Source organism: Kitasatospora sp. NPDC093550, assembly GCF_044764985.1.
GTDB lineage: Bacteria > Actinomycetota > Actinomycetes > Streptomycetales > Streptomycetaceae > Kitasatospora.
Window position 1 is genome coordinate 212,360 of the sequence record NZ_JBIWJF010000008.1, and the last position, 15,675, is coordinate 228,034.

A 15,675-nucleotide genomic window follows, 5' to 3' on the forward strand; every position below is an offset into this window, starting at 1 on the left:
ACCGGAGTACTACTCCTCCGGGCGCCAGTGGCCGGCCAGGGCGGGGCCGAGCTGGTCGAAGTAGCGCTCGATCACGGCGACCATGCCCTCGGGGCCGGCCGGTTCGTGCTCGGCGGTCCAGGACAGGTGGGCGGAGCGCAGCAGGCTGCCGAAGACGGCGGCGAGCACGACCGGGCGCAGGTCCCGGGCCGGGTCCAGCCCCTCGCGTTCGGCGAGCACCCGGCCCACCAGCCGCTCCTGCTCGGTGACCCGGCGCAGGTGGGCGGCGAGCAGCGCGGGCGTCTCCTCGATGATCCGCAGCAGTTCCAGGGCGCTGCTGATCGAGCCGGGGCCGGAGGTCTCGGCGTTCCCGAGGTCGCGCCAGGCCTTGACGATCGAGGCGCGCAGGGCCTGGAGCGGGGTCTCCTCGGCCGGGCGGTTGCGCAGGCACTCGATGAAGTAGTCCTCGGCCTCGGCCATCACGGCGAGCGCGACCTCGTCCTTGTTGGCGAAGTAGCGGAAGAAGGTGCGCTGGGAGACGTCGACGGCGGTGGCGATCTCGTCGACGGTGGTCCGGGCGAAGCCCTGGCTGAGGAAGAGCATGTGGGCGGCCTGGACCAGGGCGTCCCGGGTCTGCTGCTTCTTGCGCTCGCGGAGTCCGGGTGTCCGCCCGAGGTCCTCCGGGGTGCCGGTGGGGCGGGGGGTGTGAGCGGCCATGGCGGGGCCTTCCGGAGCGCGGGTGTGGCGGGTGGGAGCACAACCTTAGCGTTCTGACAAATGTCAGCCTTGGCCAGAAGTCACTGTTTGCCGAATGTCAGCGGCTGACATAATCTGCCGCGAGTGGCGCCCGTCGGGCCGGGCACCTGTGGGGACGGGTGGGCCGGGGCGCCACGACCACGTTCCGCACGAGCCACGCCCCGGAGGGCCCAGATGAGCCAGTCCGTCGTCAAGAACTCCGAGGCGGACGCCCCGCCGTCGCCACCGTCCGGGGGCCTCAAGGGGCACCCCTGGCTGACCCTGCTGACCGTCGCGGTCGGCGTCATGATGGTCGCGCTGGACGGCACGATCGTCGCCATCGCCAACCCGGTGATCCAGGAGAAGCTGCACGCGGCGCCGTCCGAGATCCAGTGGGTCACCAGCGGCTACCTGCTCGCCCTCGCGGTCTTCCTGATCACCGCCGGCAAGATCGGCGACCGGTTCGGCCACAAGAACACCTTCCTGGTCGGCGCGGTCGGCTTCGCCGCCACCTCGGCCGCGATCGGCTTCGCGGGCAACATCCAGACCGTGATCGCCTTCCGGGTGCTCCAGGGCCTGTTCGGCGCGCTGCTCCAGCCGGCCGCGCTCGGCCTGCTGCGCGGGGCCTTCCCGGCCGAGCGGCTCAACATGGCGATCGGCATCTGGGGCGGCGTGATCGGCGCCTCCACCGCGGCCGGCCCGATCGTCGGCGGGCTGCTGGTCGAGCACGTCAACTGGGAGTCGGTGTTCTTCATCAACGTCCCGGTCGGCCTGATCGCCCTGGCGCTGGGCCTGTGGATCCTCAAGGACGTACGGGCCGAGAACGCCGCCAAGTCCTTCGACGTGCCCGGCATCGTGCTGCTCTCGGCCGGGATGTTCGCGCTGGTCTTCGGCATCATCAAGGCCCCCGAGTGGGGCTGGGGCGACACCAGGACACTGCTGTTCCTGGTCGGCGCGGTGCTGCTGATGGTGCTGTTCGCGCTCTGGCAGGGCAAGGCCCGCGAGCCGCTGATCCCGCTCAGCCTGTTCCGCTCGGTGCCGCTGTCGGCGGGCGTGCTGCTGATGGTGCTGATGGCCTTCGCGTTCTTCGGCGCGATCTTCTTCGTGACCTTCTACCTGCAGAACGTGCACGGGATGAAGCCGGTCGAGGCCGGCGTCCACCTGCTGCCGATGACCGGGATGATGATCGTCGGCTCGCCGGTGGCCGGGGTCGCGATCGGCAAGCTCGGCCCGCGGATCCCGATCGTGGCCGGCATGCTGATCACCACCACCGCGATGTTCGGCATGTCCACCCTGGACACCGGCTCCGGCACCGGCGTGATGTCGCTCTGGTTCGTCCTGATGGGCCTCGGCATCAGCCCGGTCATGGTCGGCGCCACCGAGGTGATCGTCGGCAACGCCCCGCTGGAGCTGTCCGGCGTGGCCGGCGGGCTGCAGCAGTCCGCGATGCAGGTCGGCGGCAGCCTCGGCACCGCGGTGCTGGGCGCGCTGATGGCCGCCAAGGTCGGCGACGTGCTGCCCGGCAACTGGGCCGGGGCCGGCCTGCCGCCCGTCCAGGGCGCCGAGGCCGAGGGCCTCAAGCAGGCCGCCCAGCTCGGCATCGCCCCGCCGGCCCCGGCCGGCACCCCGCAGCAGGTGGTGGACGCGATGGCCGGAGCCGTCCACGAGTCCTTCGTCAGCGGCATGTCGCTGGCCTTCGCGGTCGCCTCCGTGGTGGCCTTCGCCGCCGCCGTGCTCGGCCTGCTCACCCGCCGCGGCGCCACCGACGCGGGCCCGGCCGTGCACATCTGACGGCCGGCCGCCCCGCACGCCACGGCCCCGGACTCGGCGGAGTCCGGGGCCGTCGCGCTGTCCCGGGGTGTGGTGCCCCGCGGCGTCGTGTCCCGGGGCGTCGTGTCGCGGGGCGTGCCGGTTCCCGGGCGGGGCCGGTGCGCGAGGACGACGAAGGGCCGGCCCCCCGGGGGAGTCCGGCCCTTCAGTGCCTACCGGCCGATCAGGCGTCGCCGCCGGCGGCGCCCGGGTCGGCCGCGGTGACGTCCAGCAGCTGGTAGCGGTCGATCGCGTCCTTCAGCGCCGAGCGGTCGATCTTGCCCTGCTTGGCGAGCTCGGTGAGCACCGCCAGGACGACCGACTGCGCGTCGATGTGGAAGAAGCGACGGGCCGCGCCACGGGTGTCGGCGAAGCCGAAGCCGTCGGCGCCCAGCGACTGGTACTGGCCCGGCACCCAGCGGGCGATCTGGTCCGGCACCGCGCGCATCCAGTCGGACACCGCGACGACCGGGCCCTCGGCACCCTGGAGCTTCTGGGTGACGTACGGCACGCGCTGCTGCTCCTCGGGGTGCAGCAGGTTGAACTCCTCGGCCTCCACCGCGTCGCGGCGCAGCTCGTTCCAGGAGGTCGCGGACCAGACGTCGGCCTTGACGTTCCACTCCTCGGCGAGGATGCGCTGGGCCTCCAGGGCCCACGGCACGGCCACGCCGGAGGCGAGGATCTGGGCCGGGATCTGGCCGGCGGTGCCCGGAGCGTACTTGTGCAGACCCTTGAGGATGCCCTCGACGTCCACGTTCTCGGGCTCGGCCGGCATCTTGATCGGCTCGTTGTACACGGTGAGGTAGTAGAAGACGTCCTCGCCGTTCGGGTGCTCGGCGCTGGAGCCGTACATCCGGCGCAGACCGTCCTGGACGATGTGCGCGATCTCGAAGCCGTACGCCGGGTCGTACGCGACGACACCGGGGTTGGTCGAGGCCAGCAGGTGCGAGTGGCCGTCGGCGTGCTGCAGGCCCTCACCGGTCAGGGTGGTGCGACCGGCGGTGGCGCCGAGCACGAAGCCGCGGGCCAGCTGGTCGGCCATCTGCCAGAACTGGTCCCCGGTGCGCTGGAACCCGAACATCGAGTAGAAGACGTACACCGGGATCAGCGGCTCGCCGTGGGTGGCGTAGGCCGAGCCCGCGGCGATCAGCGAGGCGGTGCAGCCCGCCTCGGAGATGCCGTCGTGCAGCATCTGGCCGGTCGGGGACTCCTTGTAGGCGAGGAGCAGGTCCCGGTCGACCGACTCGTAGGTCTGGCCGAGCGGGTTGTAGATCTTCGCCGACGGGAAGAGCGAGTCCATGCCGAAGGTGCGGTACTCGTCCGGCGCGATCGGCACGAAGCGGTTGCCGATGCCCTTGTCCCGCATCAGGTCCTTGAGCAGCCGGACGAACGCCATGGTGGTGGCGATGGTCTGGTTGCCGGAACCCTTCTTGACCGCCTTGTACGCGTCGTCGCCGGGCAGTTCCAGCTTCCGCGGGCGGACCTTGCGGGTCGGCACGTAGCCGCCGAGCTCCTGCCGGCGGTCGTGCATGTACTGGATCTCCTCCGAGTCGCGGCCCGGGTGGTAGTAGGGCGGGTAGCCCTCCTCGAGCTGCTTGTCGGTGATCGGCAGGTGCAGCCGGTCGCGGAAGCGCTTCAGGTCCTCGACCGTCAGCTTCTTCATCTGGTGGGTGGCGTTGCGGCCCTCGAAGTTGGGGCCCAGCGTCCAGCCCTTGACCGTCTGGGCCAGGATGACCGTCGGCTGGCCCTTGTGCTCGCGGGCCGCCTTGAACGCCGCGTAGATCTTCTTGTGGTCGTGGCCGCCGCGACCCAGGTGCTGGATCTGCTGGTCGGTCATGCTCTCGACCATCTTGCGCAGGCGCAGGTCGGAGCCGAAGAAGTGCTCGCGGATGTACTCGCCGGACTCGGTGGCGTAGGTCTGGAACTGGCCGTCCACCGTGGTGTTCAGCTTGTTGACCAGGACGCCGTCGCGGTCCTGCGCGAGCAGCGGGTCCCAGCTGCGGTCCCAGATGAGCTTGATCACGTTCCAGCCGGCGCCCCGGAACTGGGACTCCAGCTCCTGGATGATCTTGCCGTTGCCGCGGACCGGGCCGTCGAGGCGCTGCAGGTTGCAGTTCACCACGAAGGTCAGGTTGTCCAGGCCCTCACGGGCGGCCAGGGAGAGCTGGCCGAGCGACTCGGGCTCGTCCATCTCGCCGTCGCCGAGGAAGGCGTACACCTGCGAGTCGGAGGTGTCCTTGATGCCGCGGTGCTCCAGGTAGCGGTTCATCCGGGCCTGGTAGATCGCGCCGAGGGGGCCGAGGCCCATCGAGACGGTCGGGAACTCCCAGAAGTCCGGCATCAGCCGCGGGTGCGGGTAGCTGGACAGGCCGTACGGGGCCTTCGACTTCTCCTGGCGGAACGCGTCGAGCTGCTGCTCGGTGAGTCGGTCCAGCAGGAAGGCGCGGGCGTAGATGCCGGGGGAGGCGTGGCCCTGGAAGAAGATCTGGTCGCCGGACTCGCCCTCGGCGTCCTTGCCGCGGAAGAAGTAGTTGAAGCCGACGTCGTAGAGCGACGCGGAAGAGGCGAAGGTGGCGATGTGGCCACCGACGCCGATGCCCGGGCGCTGCGCCCGGGAGACCATGACGGCCGCGTTCCATCGCGTCGCGTTCAGGATCCTGCGCTCGATCTCCTCGTTGCCGGGGAAGAACGGCTCGTCCTTGGTGGCGATGGTGTTGACGTAGTCCGTGCTGCGCATCTCGGGCACGGCGACACGCTTCTCGCGGGCGCGCTCGATCAGCCGCAGCATCAGGTAACGGGCACGCTCACGCCCCCGCTCGTCGATGGCCGCATCGAGCGACTCCAGCCATTCCGCGGTCTCCTCGGGATCGAAGTCCGGGACCTGACTCGGAAGGCCGCCAATGATGATCGGGTTGCGATCGGATCCGGAAGCCACGCTGTTCCTTCACTGTCGGTCGAAACTGAGGTGTGTCGCGCCGCCTCCATCGTGCTACCGCGCTCGGAGATCCGTCATCTCTACCGATCGGTAACCGTTCCGCCTGGTGGGCGGGCCGGTCTGGTGGTGCGCTGCGCGGGCGTCTTCGTCCGCTCGCACACCCCCGGGTGTTACGAAAAGAGGTGGTCCGACCTGGTGTCCCGTCCGCCCGATGGCGGGCGGCCGGGGTGAGGGCCAACAGGAGACTCTACGCCCGCGCACGCGCGGACCCCGAATGCCGTTCGCATCTCGGGCACGCGTACGGCCTGTGGGCCGGGACCACCCGAAGCATCCTTGTCTCGTGCGGAGAAGGGCAAATCGGTGTGATTCCCGACACGTCGAAGCGGCGTGTCCCGGTGCGACACGTCAACCTTTGGAGGGGATCGGGGGTCGGGTACTTGCGCGAACCGCCGCGCCCGTGTGGACTACGGCCACAGCCTCGGCATGGACGCCGAGCCGAATACTGGAGGTTATTCCCGTGAGCGCGACCGCGGATCCCGCGGACAAGTCCAACCCGGCGACCCGTCTCGGCTTCGAAGAGGGCCAGATCATCCAGGAGCTGGGGTACGACGAAGACACTGACCAGGACCTCCGCGAGGGCATCGAGGAGATCACCGGGACGGATCTCGTCGACGAGGACTACGACGACGTCGCGGACGCCGTCCTGCTGTGGCACCGCGACGAGGACGGGGACCTCACGGACTCCCTCGTCGACGCCCTGGAGTACCTGGCGGAGGGCGGCATCATCTGGCTGATGACCCCCAAGACCGGGCGGGACGGCCACGTCGAGGCTTCCGAGATCAACGACGCGGCCAAGACCGCGGGTCTCTCCCAGACCAGCTCGATCAACATCGTCAAGGACTGGGCGGCCACCCGGCTCGCGACCAAGTCGACGGCGAAGCCGAGCAAGCGCTGAACGGGATCTGAAGCCCCGCGCCGGGCCCCGTCGGAGTCACGCTCCGACGGGGCCCGGCGCTTTGCGGTCGCTGCTCCCCGGTGGGCCCCTGTCGGCCCGGGGCCGGGCTGCGGGGGGTCCGGAGCCCCCCGGCGCGTTCGCCCAGGGCGAAAGGGATCGGGTGCCGGGCGGGGTCGCGTCATCCGTTCGGCCGAACGGCCGTGAGCGAATGCGAGGATGGGTCCGGCCGCGCCCGCCGCGCGGCGCGGTCGCGTCAGAAAGGTCCCGCCCATGGCCGTCGAGGTCGGCACCCAGGCTCCGGACTTCGAGCTCAACAACCAGCACGGGGAGTCGGTCCGGCTCGCCGACTTCCGCGGTGAGAAGAACGTCGTCCTGGTCTTCTACCCGTTCGCCTTCACCGGCGTCTGCACCGGCGAGCTGGGCGCGATCCAGCGCGAGCTGGCCGGGCTGCAGAACGAGGACGTCCAGGTGCTCGGCCTCTCCTGCGACTCGCAGTTCTCCCAGCGCGTGCTGGCCGACCGGGAGGGCCTGGAGTTCCCGCTGCTGGCCGACTTCTGGCCGCACGGCGAGGTCACCCGGGCGTACGGCGTCCTGGACGAGGAGCGGGGCTGCCCGCTGCGCGGCACCTTCGTGATCGACCGGGCCGGCGTGGTGCGCTGGAGCGTCGTCAACGGCCTCCCGGACGCCCGGGACGAGCAGGAGTACCTCAAGGTCCTCGCCGGGCTCTGAGCCGCTCGCCCGGGGGCTCGCGCCGACGCGGGGCGTCGGGGGGTGCGTCGGGGGGCGCCGGGGGCGCCGGGGGCGCCGGGGGTGCCGCCGCCCGTCCGCCCACGTCCGGCCGGGTGTCGAACGGCCGTGTCCGACCCGAACCGCGCTGCGGACGGGAACCGCGTACTACGCTCGGGCCGTTGGCGGAGTGGGGTGCGGGAGCCGATTCGTCTCCCGGCGCCCCGGACCGCACCACCGGGGGCACCGTGACAGGACGTGCCTCCCGATTCTTGGAGGACACGTGGGAGTCAGCCTCAGCAAGGGCGGCAACGTCTCGCTCACCAAGGAGGCCCCCGGCCTCACGGCCGTGGTCGTGGGCCTGGGCTGGGACGTCCGGACCACCACCGGCGCGGACTTCGACCTGGACGCCAGCGCACTGCTGTGCAACGCCCAGGGCAAGGTGGCCTCGGACGGCAACTTCGTGTTCTTCAACAACCTGAAGAGCCCGGACGGCTCGGTCGAGCACACCGGCGACAACCTCACCGGCGAGGGCGAGGGCGACGACGAGGCCATCAAGGTCAACCTGGCCGGCGTCCCGGCGGACGTGGAGAAGATCGTCTTCCCGGTGTCGATCTACGACGCCGAGACCCGCGGCCAGAACTTCGGCCAGGTGCGCAACGCCTTCATCCGCGTGGTGAACCAGGCCGACAACACGGAGCTGGCCCGTTACGACCTCTCCGAGGACGCCTCCACCGAGACGGCGATGGTCTTCGGCGAGCTGTACCGCAACGGCGCCGAGTGGAAGTTCCGTGCCATCGGCCAGGGGTACGCCTCCGGCCTGCGCGGCATCGCGCAGGACTTCGGCGTCAACGTCTGAGTCCGTCAACGTCTGAGTCCTCGTCGGCGCCCGTCGGCGCGCAGCGGCGCGGTCATCCCGGGGCGGCCCCGGACCACTGAGGTCCGGGGCCGCCCCGGTTCCGTGCGGCGATCGTTCGTACGATCGGTGTTCGTGCCGTCGGTGTTCGTACGGCCCGTGGTCGTGCGGCCCGTGTTCGTACGGCCTGTGGTCGTGCGGCCCGTGTTCGTACGGCCGGGCGCGGGCCGGTCGGGGGTTCGTCCGATCCGGTGCCGCGGGGGTCCGCCGCGCTGCGAGGATGTGAGTTCAGGAAGTTCAGCCGACCAAAGCCGGTCGGCCGGGGGCGCGGGGCACTACACCTGGAAGGCGCGCCCCGGGAGAAGCAAGGGAGGAAGAACGTCATGGTGGTCACGCTCGCCAAGGGTGGCAACGTCTCGCTCACCAAGGCCGCGCCGAACCTGACGCAGGTCCAGATCGGCCTCGGCTGGTCCGCCCGTTCGACCACGGGCGCCCCGTTCGACCTCGACGCGAGCGCCCTGCTCTGCGGTGGCGGGCGAGTGCTCGGTGACGAGTACTTCGTCTTCTACAACAACCTCAAGAGCCCCGAGGGCTCGGTGGAGCACCAGGGCGACAACCTCACCGGTGGCGAGGACACGGGTGACGACGAAGTGGTCCTGGTCAACCTGGAGCTGGTCCCGGCGCAGGCGGACAAGGTCGTCTTCGCGGTCTCGATCTACGACGCCGAGGCGCGGCTGCAGAACTTCGGGCAGGTCCGCAACGCCTACATCCGGGTCGTCAACTCGGTCGACGGCCAGGAGATCGCCCGCTACGACCTGTCCGAGGACGCGTCCAGCGAGACCGCGATGATCTTCGGCGAGCTGTACCGCTACGGGGGCGAGTGGAAGTTCCGCGCAGTGGGCCAGGGCTACGCCTCCGGCCTGCGCGGTATCGCGCTCGACTTCGGCGTCAACGTACAGTAAGGGCGGAAATCGGACCATCGCACCCGACCCGACCATGAGAACCAAGGGCAGTGCGGGGGTGACCTGACCGGGCCGGGCCCGGTCAGGGCGTCTCGGGGACGAGGCCGCCCCCGGCACGGCCAGAACCCGAAAGGTAGCCAACTCCCGTGTTCCTCCGCACATTCGGCTGGTCGTTCGCGATCACCGTCATCGGCCTGATCGCGGCCGGCCTGATCTGGGGGGCCGAAGGCTTCGGCATCGTGCTGATCCTCTCCATCCTGGAGATCTCCCTGTCGTTCGACAACGCGGTGGTCAACGCCACGGTGTTGAAGCGGATGAACCCGTTCTGGCAGAAGATCTTCCTGACCGTGGGCGTGCTCATCGCCGTCTTCGGGATGCGACTGATCTTCCCGCTGCTGGTCGTCGGCCTCACCGCGAAGCTCGCCCCCGCGACCGTCATCGACCTCGCGCTGCACTCCGACAAGACGTACGAGGGCCTCACCTACGGCCAGTACCTGGAGGCGGCCAACCCGGCCATCGCGGCCTTCGGCGGCGTCTTCCTGCTCATGATCTTCCTCGACTTCATCTTCGAGGAGAAGGACTACAACTGGCTGTCCTGGATCGAGCGCCCGCTGGAGAAGGTCGGCAAGCTGGAGGCCTTCTCCACCGTCGTCGCCCTGGTCGCCCTGCTGCTGGCCTCCAACTTCTTCGCCGGGGAGCACGCCGAGACGGTGCTGCTCGCGGGTGTCCTGGGCCTGGTCACCTACCTCGCGGTCAACGGTCTCTCCTCGATCTTCGAGTCGGGCCTGGAGGCCGAGGAGGAGCGCGAGGAGGAGGCGGAGAAGGCCGGCAAGTCGATCGTCCAGGTCGGCGGCAAGGCCGCGTTCTTCCTGTTCCTCTACCTGGAGGTGCTGGACGCCTCGTTCTCCTTCGACGGCGTGGTCGGCGCGTTCGCCATCTCCAGTGACATCTTCCAGATCACCCTGGGCCTCGGCATCGGCGCGATGTACATCCGCTCGCTGACCGTCTTCCTGGTCCGCAAGGGCACCCTGGACGACTACGTCTACCTGGAGCACGGCGCGCACTACGCGATCGGCGCGTTGGCGGCGATCCTGCTCGTCGGGATCAAGTACCACATCCCGGAGATCGTCACCGGCCTGATCGGGGTGGCCTTCATCGGGCTGGCGCTCGGCTCGTCGATCGTGCGCAACCGCCGCGAGGGCGCGGACGAGGAGCGGGAGTTGGTCGGCAGCGGGCAGTAGCCCGTAGGGCGAGTGGCTTTCCGGGTGAGTGCTTCGCCGGGCGAGTGGCTCGCGGGCAAGCGGGAACGGCCGCCTCCGGGGTTTCCCGGGGGCGGCCGTTCCCGTTGTTCCGGCGCGGCGGCGAGCGTCAGCCGAGCTGCTGCTCGATCGCGCGCAGCTTGCGCTCCAGCGAGTCCAGCTTCGGCATCGACAGGGTGTCGTCGTCGGCCGTCAGGTCGATCGACGAGCTGCGGCGGGAGGAGCCGAAGAGGTCGGACGACGAGGACGAGGAGGACGGAGCGGACCCGGAGCTCGACGCGGACGAGTAGGTCGAGGGCGAGGAGTAGGAGGAGTACGAGGAGCCGACGGCGGCGCGGGGGCGGCGGCCGGAGTCCAGGGCGGCGGGCTCCAGCGAGGAGGTGCCGGCCGTCGAGGCGTGCGAGGTCGAGGTGGTGGCGTCGGACCCCGCGGCTAGGGCAGGCTCCGTAGCGCTCGGGCCGTCTCCGGCAGCCGTGAGGGCGGGCACCTGGCGGCCACCGCGGGCCCGGGCCAGCATGCCGCCGCCCTGGCGGGAGATGGCCTTCAGCTCGGCGCGCTCGCGGCGGTCCGCGGTGCGGGCGCGCGCCTTGGCGTCCAGCTTCGCCTGACGCTCCTCACGCACCTCGTCGACCGCCTCGTCCAGGCTGCGGACGTTCTCCAGGAGCATCAGCGACCAGGCCGCGTAGGTCTCGCGCGGGGCGCGCAGCCAGCGGACGATGCGGATCTGCGGCAGCGGGCGGGGCACCAGGCCCTGCTCGCGCAGCGCGGCCTTGCGGGTCTGCTTGAGCGCCCGGTCGAACAGGATGGCCGCCGAGATCGACATGCCGGAGAAGAACTGCGGCGCGCCGGCGTGGCCGAAGCCGCGCGGGGCGTGCACCCAGTTGAACCAGGCCGAGGCGATCGCGAACACCCAGACCAGCAGGCGGGAGCCGAGCGCGGCGTCACCGTGGCTGGCCTCGCGGACGGCGAGGACCGAGCAGAACATCGCGGCGCCGTCCAGGCCGAACGGGACGAGGTACTCCCAGCCGTCGGACAGGCCCAGGTTCTCCTTGCCGAAGCCGACCAGGCCGTGGAAGGACAGCGCGGCGGCGACACCCGCGCAGCAGAACAGCAGCGTGTAGGAGGAGATGCCGTAGATCATCTCCTTGCGGCGCCGGCGCTCCTCGCTGCGCTCCCAGGAGTCGGTGGACTCGTCCTTCTTCGAGTTCTTGAAACGCAGCGTCGCCATCAGGACGGCGACGAACAGCAGGGCTGCGCCGCCGACGACGGTCCAGACCAGCTGTATGGAGGTCAGGTTCATTGCGGGTCGGGCCTCGGGTTTCCGAAGGGGACAGGTTCACGGTGCGACACAGGCGGTCAGGTCCCGCCGGGTGGGCACTGCCTGACGGATCGTTCGTCGCCGCACGGAGTGCCGACCGCGCCCGCGCAGGGGCGGACGGGACACCTGTGCGGCTAGACGATATCGCGTCCGAAGGGGCGGCATGTTACGGGAGGGCGGTCGAACGGGGCCAATCGGCCCGCCGGTTCGCCTCCGGTTCTCCCGTGGTTCGCTTGCCAGTTCGGTGATCGGGCGGGTGGTCGGGGCGGTGATCGCTCCCGGTGTCCGGTAACCGGGCCGACGGCTGGCTTGGTTGTCCGGTGGTCGCTCCGGTGGCCGGTCGGGTGGCCGGTCGGGGTAGGGCGGGGGCGGACGGGGTATCGGTCGGCCGGGCGGATGCCCGATCATTGGTCGGCGGACCGTCAGATCGCCTGGCGGGAGCAGGGGGAGGGGAGAAGCCGGGATGGTCTCGATCTGGGAGTACCTGCGCGGGGACAAGAGCTACACCTTCGACAACCCCGGCGGTCAGCACAAGGTCATACTCACCAAGTCGGCCCCGCAGCACGCGATCACCGGGTCGGCCGCCACCACCGGCTACCTCTACGTCAACCTGCACTGGTCGATGCGTGCGGGCGCCGGCCGGCCGAGCACCCGGGAATCGGTCAAGCGGTTCTTCAGCCCGCGGATCCTCAGCCCGCTGGAGCCGGACTCGCCGCAGGGCAACGAGCCGATGAACGTCGACCTCGACCTGGCCTGCATGTACGAACTCTCCGACGGCTCCACCGGCGTGGTGCAGCCGCTCGGCGGTCTCTTCGGCGACCTCCAGAAGGCGCCGTACATCAAGCTCAGCGGCGACGACCAGTACGGGGCGCCCTCGGGCGAGACGATGTACGTCAACCTGGAGAAGAAGGACAAGTTCAAGCGGCTGTTGATCTTCGTCTACATCTACGACGGCACGCCGGCCTTCGAGCAGTCCCAGGCGGTCGTGACGATCGTGCCGCAGACCGGGCCGCGGATCGAGATCAAGCTGGAGGAGCGGGCCCGGGCGGCCCGGTCCTGTGCGGTGGTGCTGATCGAGAACGCGGGGGACAACCAGCTGACCGTGCGTCGCGAGGTGCGGTACGTCAACGGCTTCCAGGCGGACATCGACCGGCTGTACGGCTTCGGGATGCAGTGGCAGCGCGGCTACAAGAACCAGCCGGGCGGCGGCGACTGACTCTCGTCGGGTGGCCGCCGTCCCGGGTGGGTGGTGTCCCGGGCGGCTGCCGCCCCGGGTGGCTGCCGTCCGGGGTGGCCGCCGTCCGGGTGGGGGGTGTCAGCGGGGCTGGAACTGCGGGCCCTGCGGGGGCAGGGCGAACTCCTCGCCGGTGGGCGCCGGCGGCTGGGCCGTCGGGGGCTGCGGCGGGACGGGCGGCTGCTGGCCGGTGCCGGGCTGTTGCGGGTAGCCGTAGCCGCTCTGGTGCGGCTGCTGCTGTGGCGGGACGGGCTGGTTCGGCTGGGGGTAGCCGTAACCGGTGCCCTGCTGCTGGTACGGCTGGGTGGGCTGCGGGTAGCCGTAGCCCGTCCCGGGGTGCTGCTGCGGGTAGCCGTACCCCGTGCCGGGCTGCTGCTGGGGGTAGCCGTAGCCGGCGCCGGGCTGGTGGCCCGGCGGCTGGGTGGGCGGGGCCGGCGGGGCGGTCGGGGGCAACGTCGGCGGGGCCGTGGGCGGCGGCGGGGTCGGCGGCGTGGCGGGCGGGGGGCTGGCCGGCGCGCCCGTGTGCGCCCCCGTCGGGCCGCCGGTGGTGGCGGCGACCGGGGCCGGGGTGGCCGACGCCGGCGAGGGCGGCTGGGGGACGGCCGGGGCCAGGGTGAAGGTGCCCGGCTCGGCGGCGGTCGAGCGCGGGTCCGGCAGCGGGGTGCTGCGCGGGTCCACGGCGCCGGTGGGCGAGGCGGTGGAGGCGGGAGCCGGGGTCGGCGCCGGGGCGGGCGCGGAACCCGCCGCCTCGTCCTCGACGGTGATGCCGAAGTCGGTGGCCAGGCCGATCAGCCCGGAGGTGTAGCCCTGGCCGATCGCCCGGAACTTCCAGGATCCGGCCCGGCGGTACAGCTCGCCCGCGACCAGCGCGGTGACGCTCTCGGCGTCGCTGATCTCGAACTCGGCCAGCGCGTGCGCGCCTTCACCGGCGGTGGCGTCGAACAGCAGAAGCCGCAGGCCCGGGACCATCCGGAACGGTCCGCCCTCGGAGGAACCGGCCAGCACCACGCGGTCCACGTCGGCGGGCAGCTTGCCGAGCTCGACCTCGATCGTGTCGGTGATCTCGGCGCCGCCGGTGGTCTGCTGCTTGGGCAGGTGGCGGACCAGGCCGGAGGGGTGGCGCGGCTGGTTGTAGAAGACGAAGTCGGCGTCCGAACGGACCCTGCCGTCGGCGCCGAGCAGCAGCGCGGACGCGTCCACGTCCGGCGCACCGGGCGCGGCGCTCCAGCGCAGCACGGCGCGGACCGCCGCCGCCGGCAGTGCGATGTTGGCGCCCTTGGCCATCACGTGCGTCATAGCGGACCATCCTGCCTGTTCGCCACCCCTTCGGACAACGTGACCGGACCGGTCCGCGCCGTGGTGGACTTTGCCAAGACTTGCGCTTCCCGGGGTTTGCCGCCGACACCCCCGTGATCGACCAAGTGGACCGGGATGTTCCGGGAGTTCAGTGCCGGGGAACCGGGAGCGGCCGGATCCCGTCCGTACGATGGGCGGTCGAGAGGCCCGCCCGGGGTTCGGCAGAGGGGTGCCGACCGGTTTCCACGGAGGGCTTCGACAGCTCGGTGGGACGGCGTCGGCTTGGTGGGACGGTGTCGGCCCGGCGGCCGGCGTCGGGGGCGTCGTCGGCAAGGGGCCGCAGGCCCGTTCACTTCGTGGAGGAGAGCACGTTGCGCCATTTCGGCCACCTCGCCGAGGACGTACGCGGTCGACTCTTCCTGGAGCAGCCGCGCGCCTTCACCGCGCGCAGCGAGCCCGAGGTGCTCGCCACCGCGCTCGGCGGCACCCTCTACAGCCCCGCCACCAGGCCCGCGCTGGCCGCCGACATCCGCAAACAGGCTGCTCGCGGCGTGGTGTCGATGGTGCTCTGCCTGGAGGACGCGATCGCCGACCACGAGGTGGGCGCCGGGGAGCGGAACCTGGTCGAGCAGTTGAATGACCTGGTCAAGGATTTCACCGACTGCGCACAGAGTCATCCACTGCTCTTCATCAGAGTCCGCGCGGCCTCCCAGATCCTCGACCTGGCGGAGCGCCTCGGTCCGGCCGTCGAGCTGCTCAGCGGTTTCGTGCTGCCGAAGTTCACCCCGGAGAACGGCGCCGCCTACCTGGCCGCGCTCGCCGCCGCCGAGGCCGCGACCGGGCGGCGGCTGTTCGCCATGCCCGTCCTGGAATCGCCCGAGCTCGCCCACCTGGAGACCCGGCGCGAGCAGCTCTTCGGCATCGCCGACCTGCTCGCCGGGCACCGGGACCGGGTGCTCGCCGTCCGGCTCGGCGTCACCGACCTCTGCTCCGCGTACGGCCTGCGGCGCTCGCCCGACCTCACCGCGTACGACGTCGCGCTGGTCGCGGCGGTGATCGGGGACGTGGTCAACGTGCTCGGCCGGGCGGACGGCACCGGGTACACCGTCACCGGGCCGGTCTGGGAGTACTTCCCGGTGCAGGAGCGCATGTTCAAGCCGCAGCTGCGCCGCACCCCGTTCGCCGGGGCCTCGCTCACGGCCGCCGGGACGGTCCGGGCCTCCGGCGAGGAGATCCGCCGGCGGATCATCGAGCACGACCTGGACGGGCTGATCCGCGAGGTCGAACTCGACCGGGCCAACGGCCTGCTCGGCAAGACCTGCATCCATCCCAGCCACGTGCCCGCCGTGCACGCCCTGTCGGTGGTCACGCACGAGGAGTACTGCGACGCCCGGGACATCCTCCGCCAGGAGCAGCACGGGGGCGGGGTGCTGCGCTCGGCGTACACCAACAAGATGAACGAGGCCCGGCCGCACCGGGCCTGGGCGGAGCGGGTACTGCTGCGGGCGGAGGTGTTCGGGGTGGCCCGGGAGGACGTGAGCTTCGCCGAACTGCTGTCGGCCTGTCTGTGCGGCTGAGGCGGGCCGCCGACCGGGCGGGGCTGTTCGCGTG

General features: G+C 71.2%; 12 protein-coding genes. 8 read left to right on the plus strand and 4 right to left on the minus strand.

Translation table 11 applies throughout. The features are described 5' to 3' along the window. Positions 1-9 precede the first annotated feature (9 nt). Positions 10-696 (minus strand): TetR/AcrR family transcriptional regulator, encoded by a 687-nt coding sequence (locus ACIRD3_RS15460; protein WP_402215993.1) that lies wholly within the window; start codon positions 694-696, stop codon positions 10-12. A gap of 213 nt (positions 697-909) precedes the next feature. On the opposite strand from ACIRD3_RS15460, the gene ACIRD3_RS15465 reads away from it, so the two are divergent. Beyond that, positions 910-2,505 (plus strand): MFS transporter, encoded by a 1,596-nt coding sequence (locus tag ACIRD3_RS15465; RefSeq protein ID WP_402215995.1) that lies wholly within the window; start codon positions 910-912, stop codon positions 2,503-2,505. A gap of 202 nt (positions 2,506-2,707) precedes the next feature. On the opposite strand, the gene aceE is transcribed toward ACIRD3_RS15465, so the two are convergent. Then, on the minus strand, positions 2,708-5,458 hold the full coding sequence (gene aceE, locus ACIRD3_RS15470; RefSeq protein ID WP_402215997.1) for a pyruvate dehydrogenase (acetyl-transferring), homodimeric type: 2,751 nt from the start codon (positions 5,456-5,458) through the stop codon (positions 2,708-2,710). Between the two features lie 517 nt (positions 5,459-5,975). Here aceE and ACIRD3_RS15475 point away from each other — a divergent pair. The 5 genes from ACIRD3_RS15475 to ACIRD3_RS15495 all read left to right on the plus strand — a co-directional run bounded on the left by ACIRD3_RS15475 (position 5,976) and on the right by ACIRD3_RS15495 (position 10,198). After that, positions 5,976-6,413 carry a DUF3052 domain-containing protein gene (locus ACIRD3_RS15475; protein WP_402216000.1) on the plus strand — a complete coding sequence of 146 codons (438 nt, stop codon included), beginning with the start codon at positions 5,976-5,978 and terminating at the stop codon, positions 6,411-6,413. Between the two features lie 270 nt (positions 6,414-6,683). Further along, entirely contained in the window at positions 6,684-7,142 is a 459-nt protein-coding gene (locus tag ACIRD3_RS15480) for a peroxiredoxin (RefSeq protein WP_402216003.1), read from the plus strand. Between the two features lie 280 nt (positions 7,143-7,422). After that, positions 7,423-7,998, plus strand: coding sequence for a TerD family protein (locus tag ACIRD3_RS15485; protein WP_402216004.1), 576 nt, complete (start codon positions 7,423-7,425; stop codon positions 7,996-7,998). Between the two features lie 380 nt (positions 7,999-8,378). Then, complete coding sequence (locus ACIRD3_RS15490; protein ID WP_402216007.1) at positions 8,379-8,957, plus strand: TerD family protein; 579 nt, start codon at positions 8,379-8,381, stop codon at positions 8,955-8,957. A 146-nt stretch (positions 8,958-9,103) separates the two neighbouring features. Next, positions 9,104-10,198: a DUF475 domain-containing protein gene (locus ACIRD3_RS15495; protein WP_402216010.1), complete on the plus strand. Its 1,095-nt coding sequence runs from the start codon at positions 9,104-9,106 to the stop codon at positions 10,196-10,198. Between the two features lie 127 nt (positions 10,199-10,325). Here ACIRD3_RS15495 and ACIRD3_RS15500 read toward each other — a convergent pair whose 3' ends face one another. Beyond that, a complete protein-coding gene (locus ACIRD3_RS15500; RefSeq protein WP_402216012.1) occupies positions 10,326-11,516 on the minus strand; it encodes a DUF2637 domain-containing protein in 1,191 nt (396 codons plus the stop codon). A 481-nt stretch (positions 11,517-11,997) separates the two neighbouring features. On the opposite strand from ACIRD3_RS15500, the gene ACIRD3_RS15505 reads away from it, so the two are divergent. After that, positions 11,998-12,750, plus strand: a complete 753-nt coding sequence (locus tag ACIRD3_RS15505; protein ID WP_402216015.1) for a Tellurium resistance — start codon at positions 11,998-12,000, stop codon at positions 12,748-12,750. A gap of 99 nt (positions 12,751-12,849) precedes the next feature. On the opposite strand, the gene ACIRD3_RS15510 is transcribed toward ACIRD3_RS15505, so the two are convergent. Continuing rightward, the gene (locus tag ACIRD3_RS15510) at positions 12,850-14,064 is read right to left on the minus strand and encodes a TerD family protein (RefSeq protein WP_402216018.1); all 1,215 of its coding nucleotides are present in this window, start codon (positions 14,062-14,064) and stop codon (positions 12,850-12,852) included. Between the two features lie 371 nt (positions 14,065-14,435). On the opposite strand from ACIRD3_RS15510, the gene ACIRD3_RS15515 reads away from it, so the two are divergent. Beyond that, positions 14,436-15,641 carry an HpcH/HpaI aldolase/citrate lyase family protein gene (locus tag ACIRD3_RS15515; protein ID WP_402216021.1) on the plus strand — a complete coding sequence of 402 codons (1,206 nt, stop codon included), beginning with the start codon at positions 14,436-14,438 and terminating at the stop codon, positions 15,639-15,641. Positions 15,642-15,675: the final 34 nt, after the last annotated feature.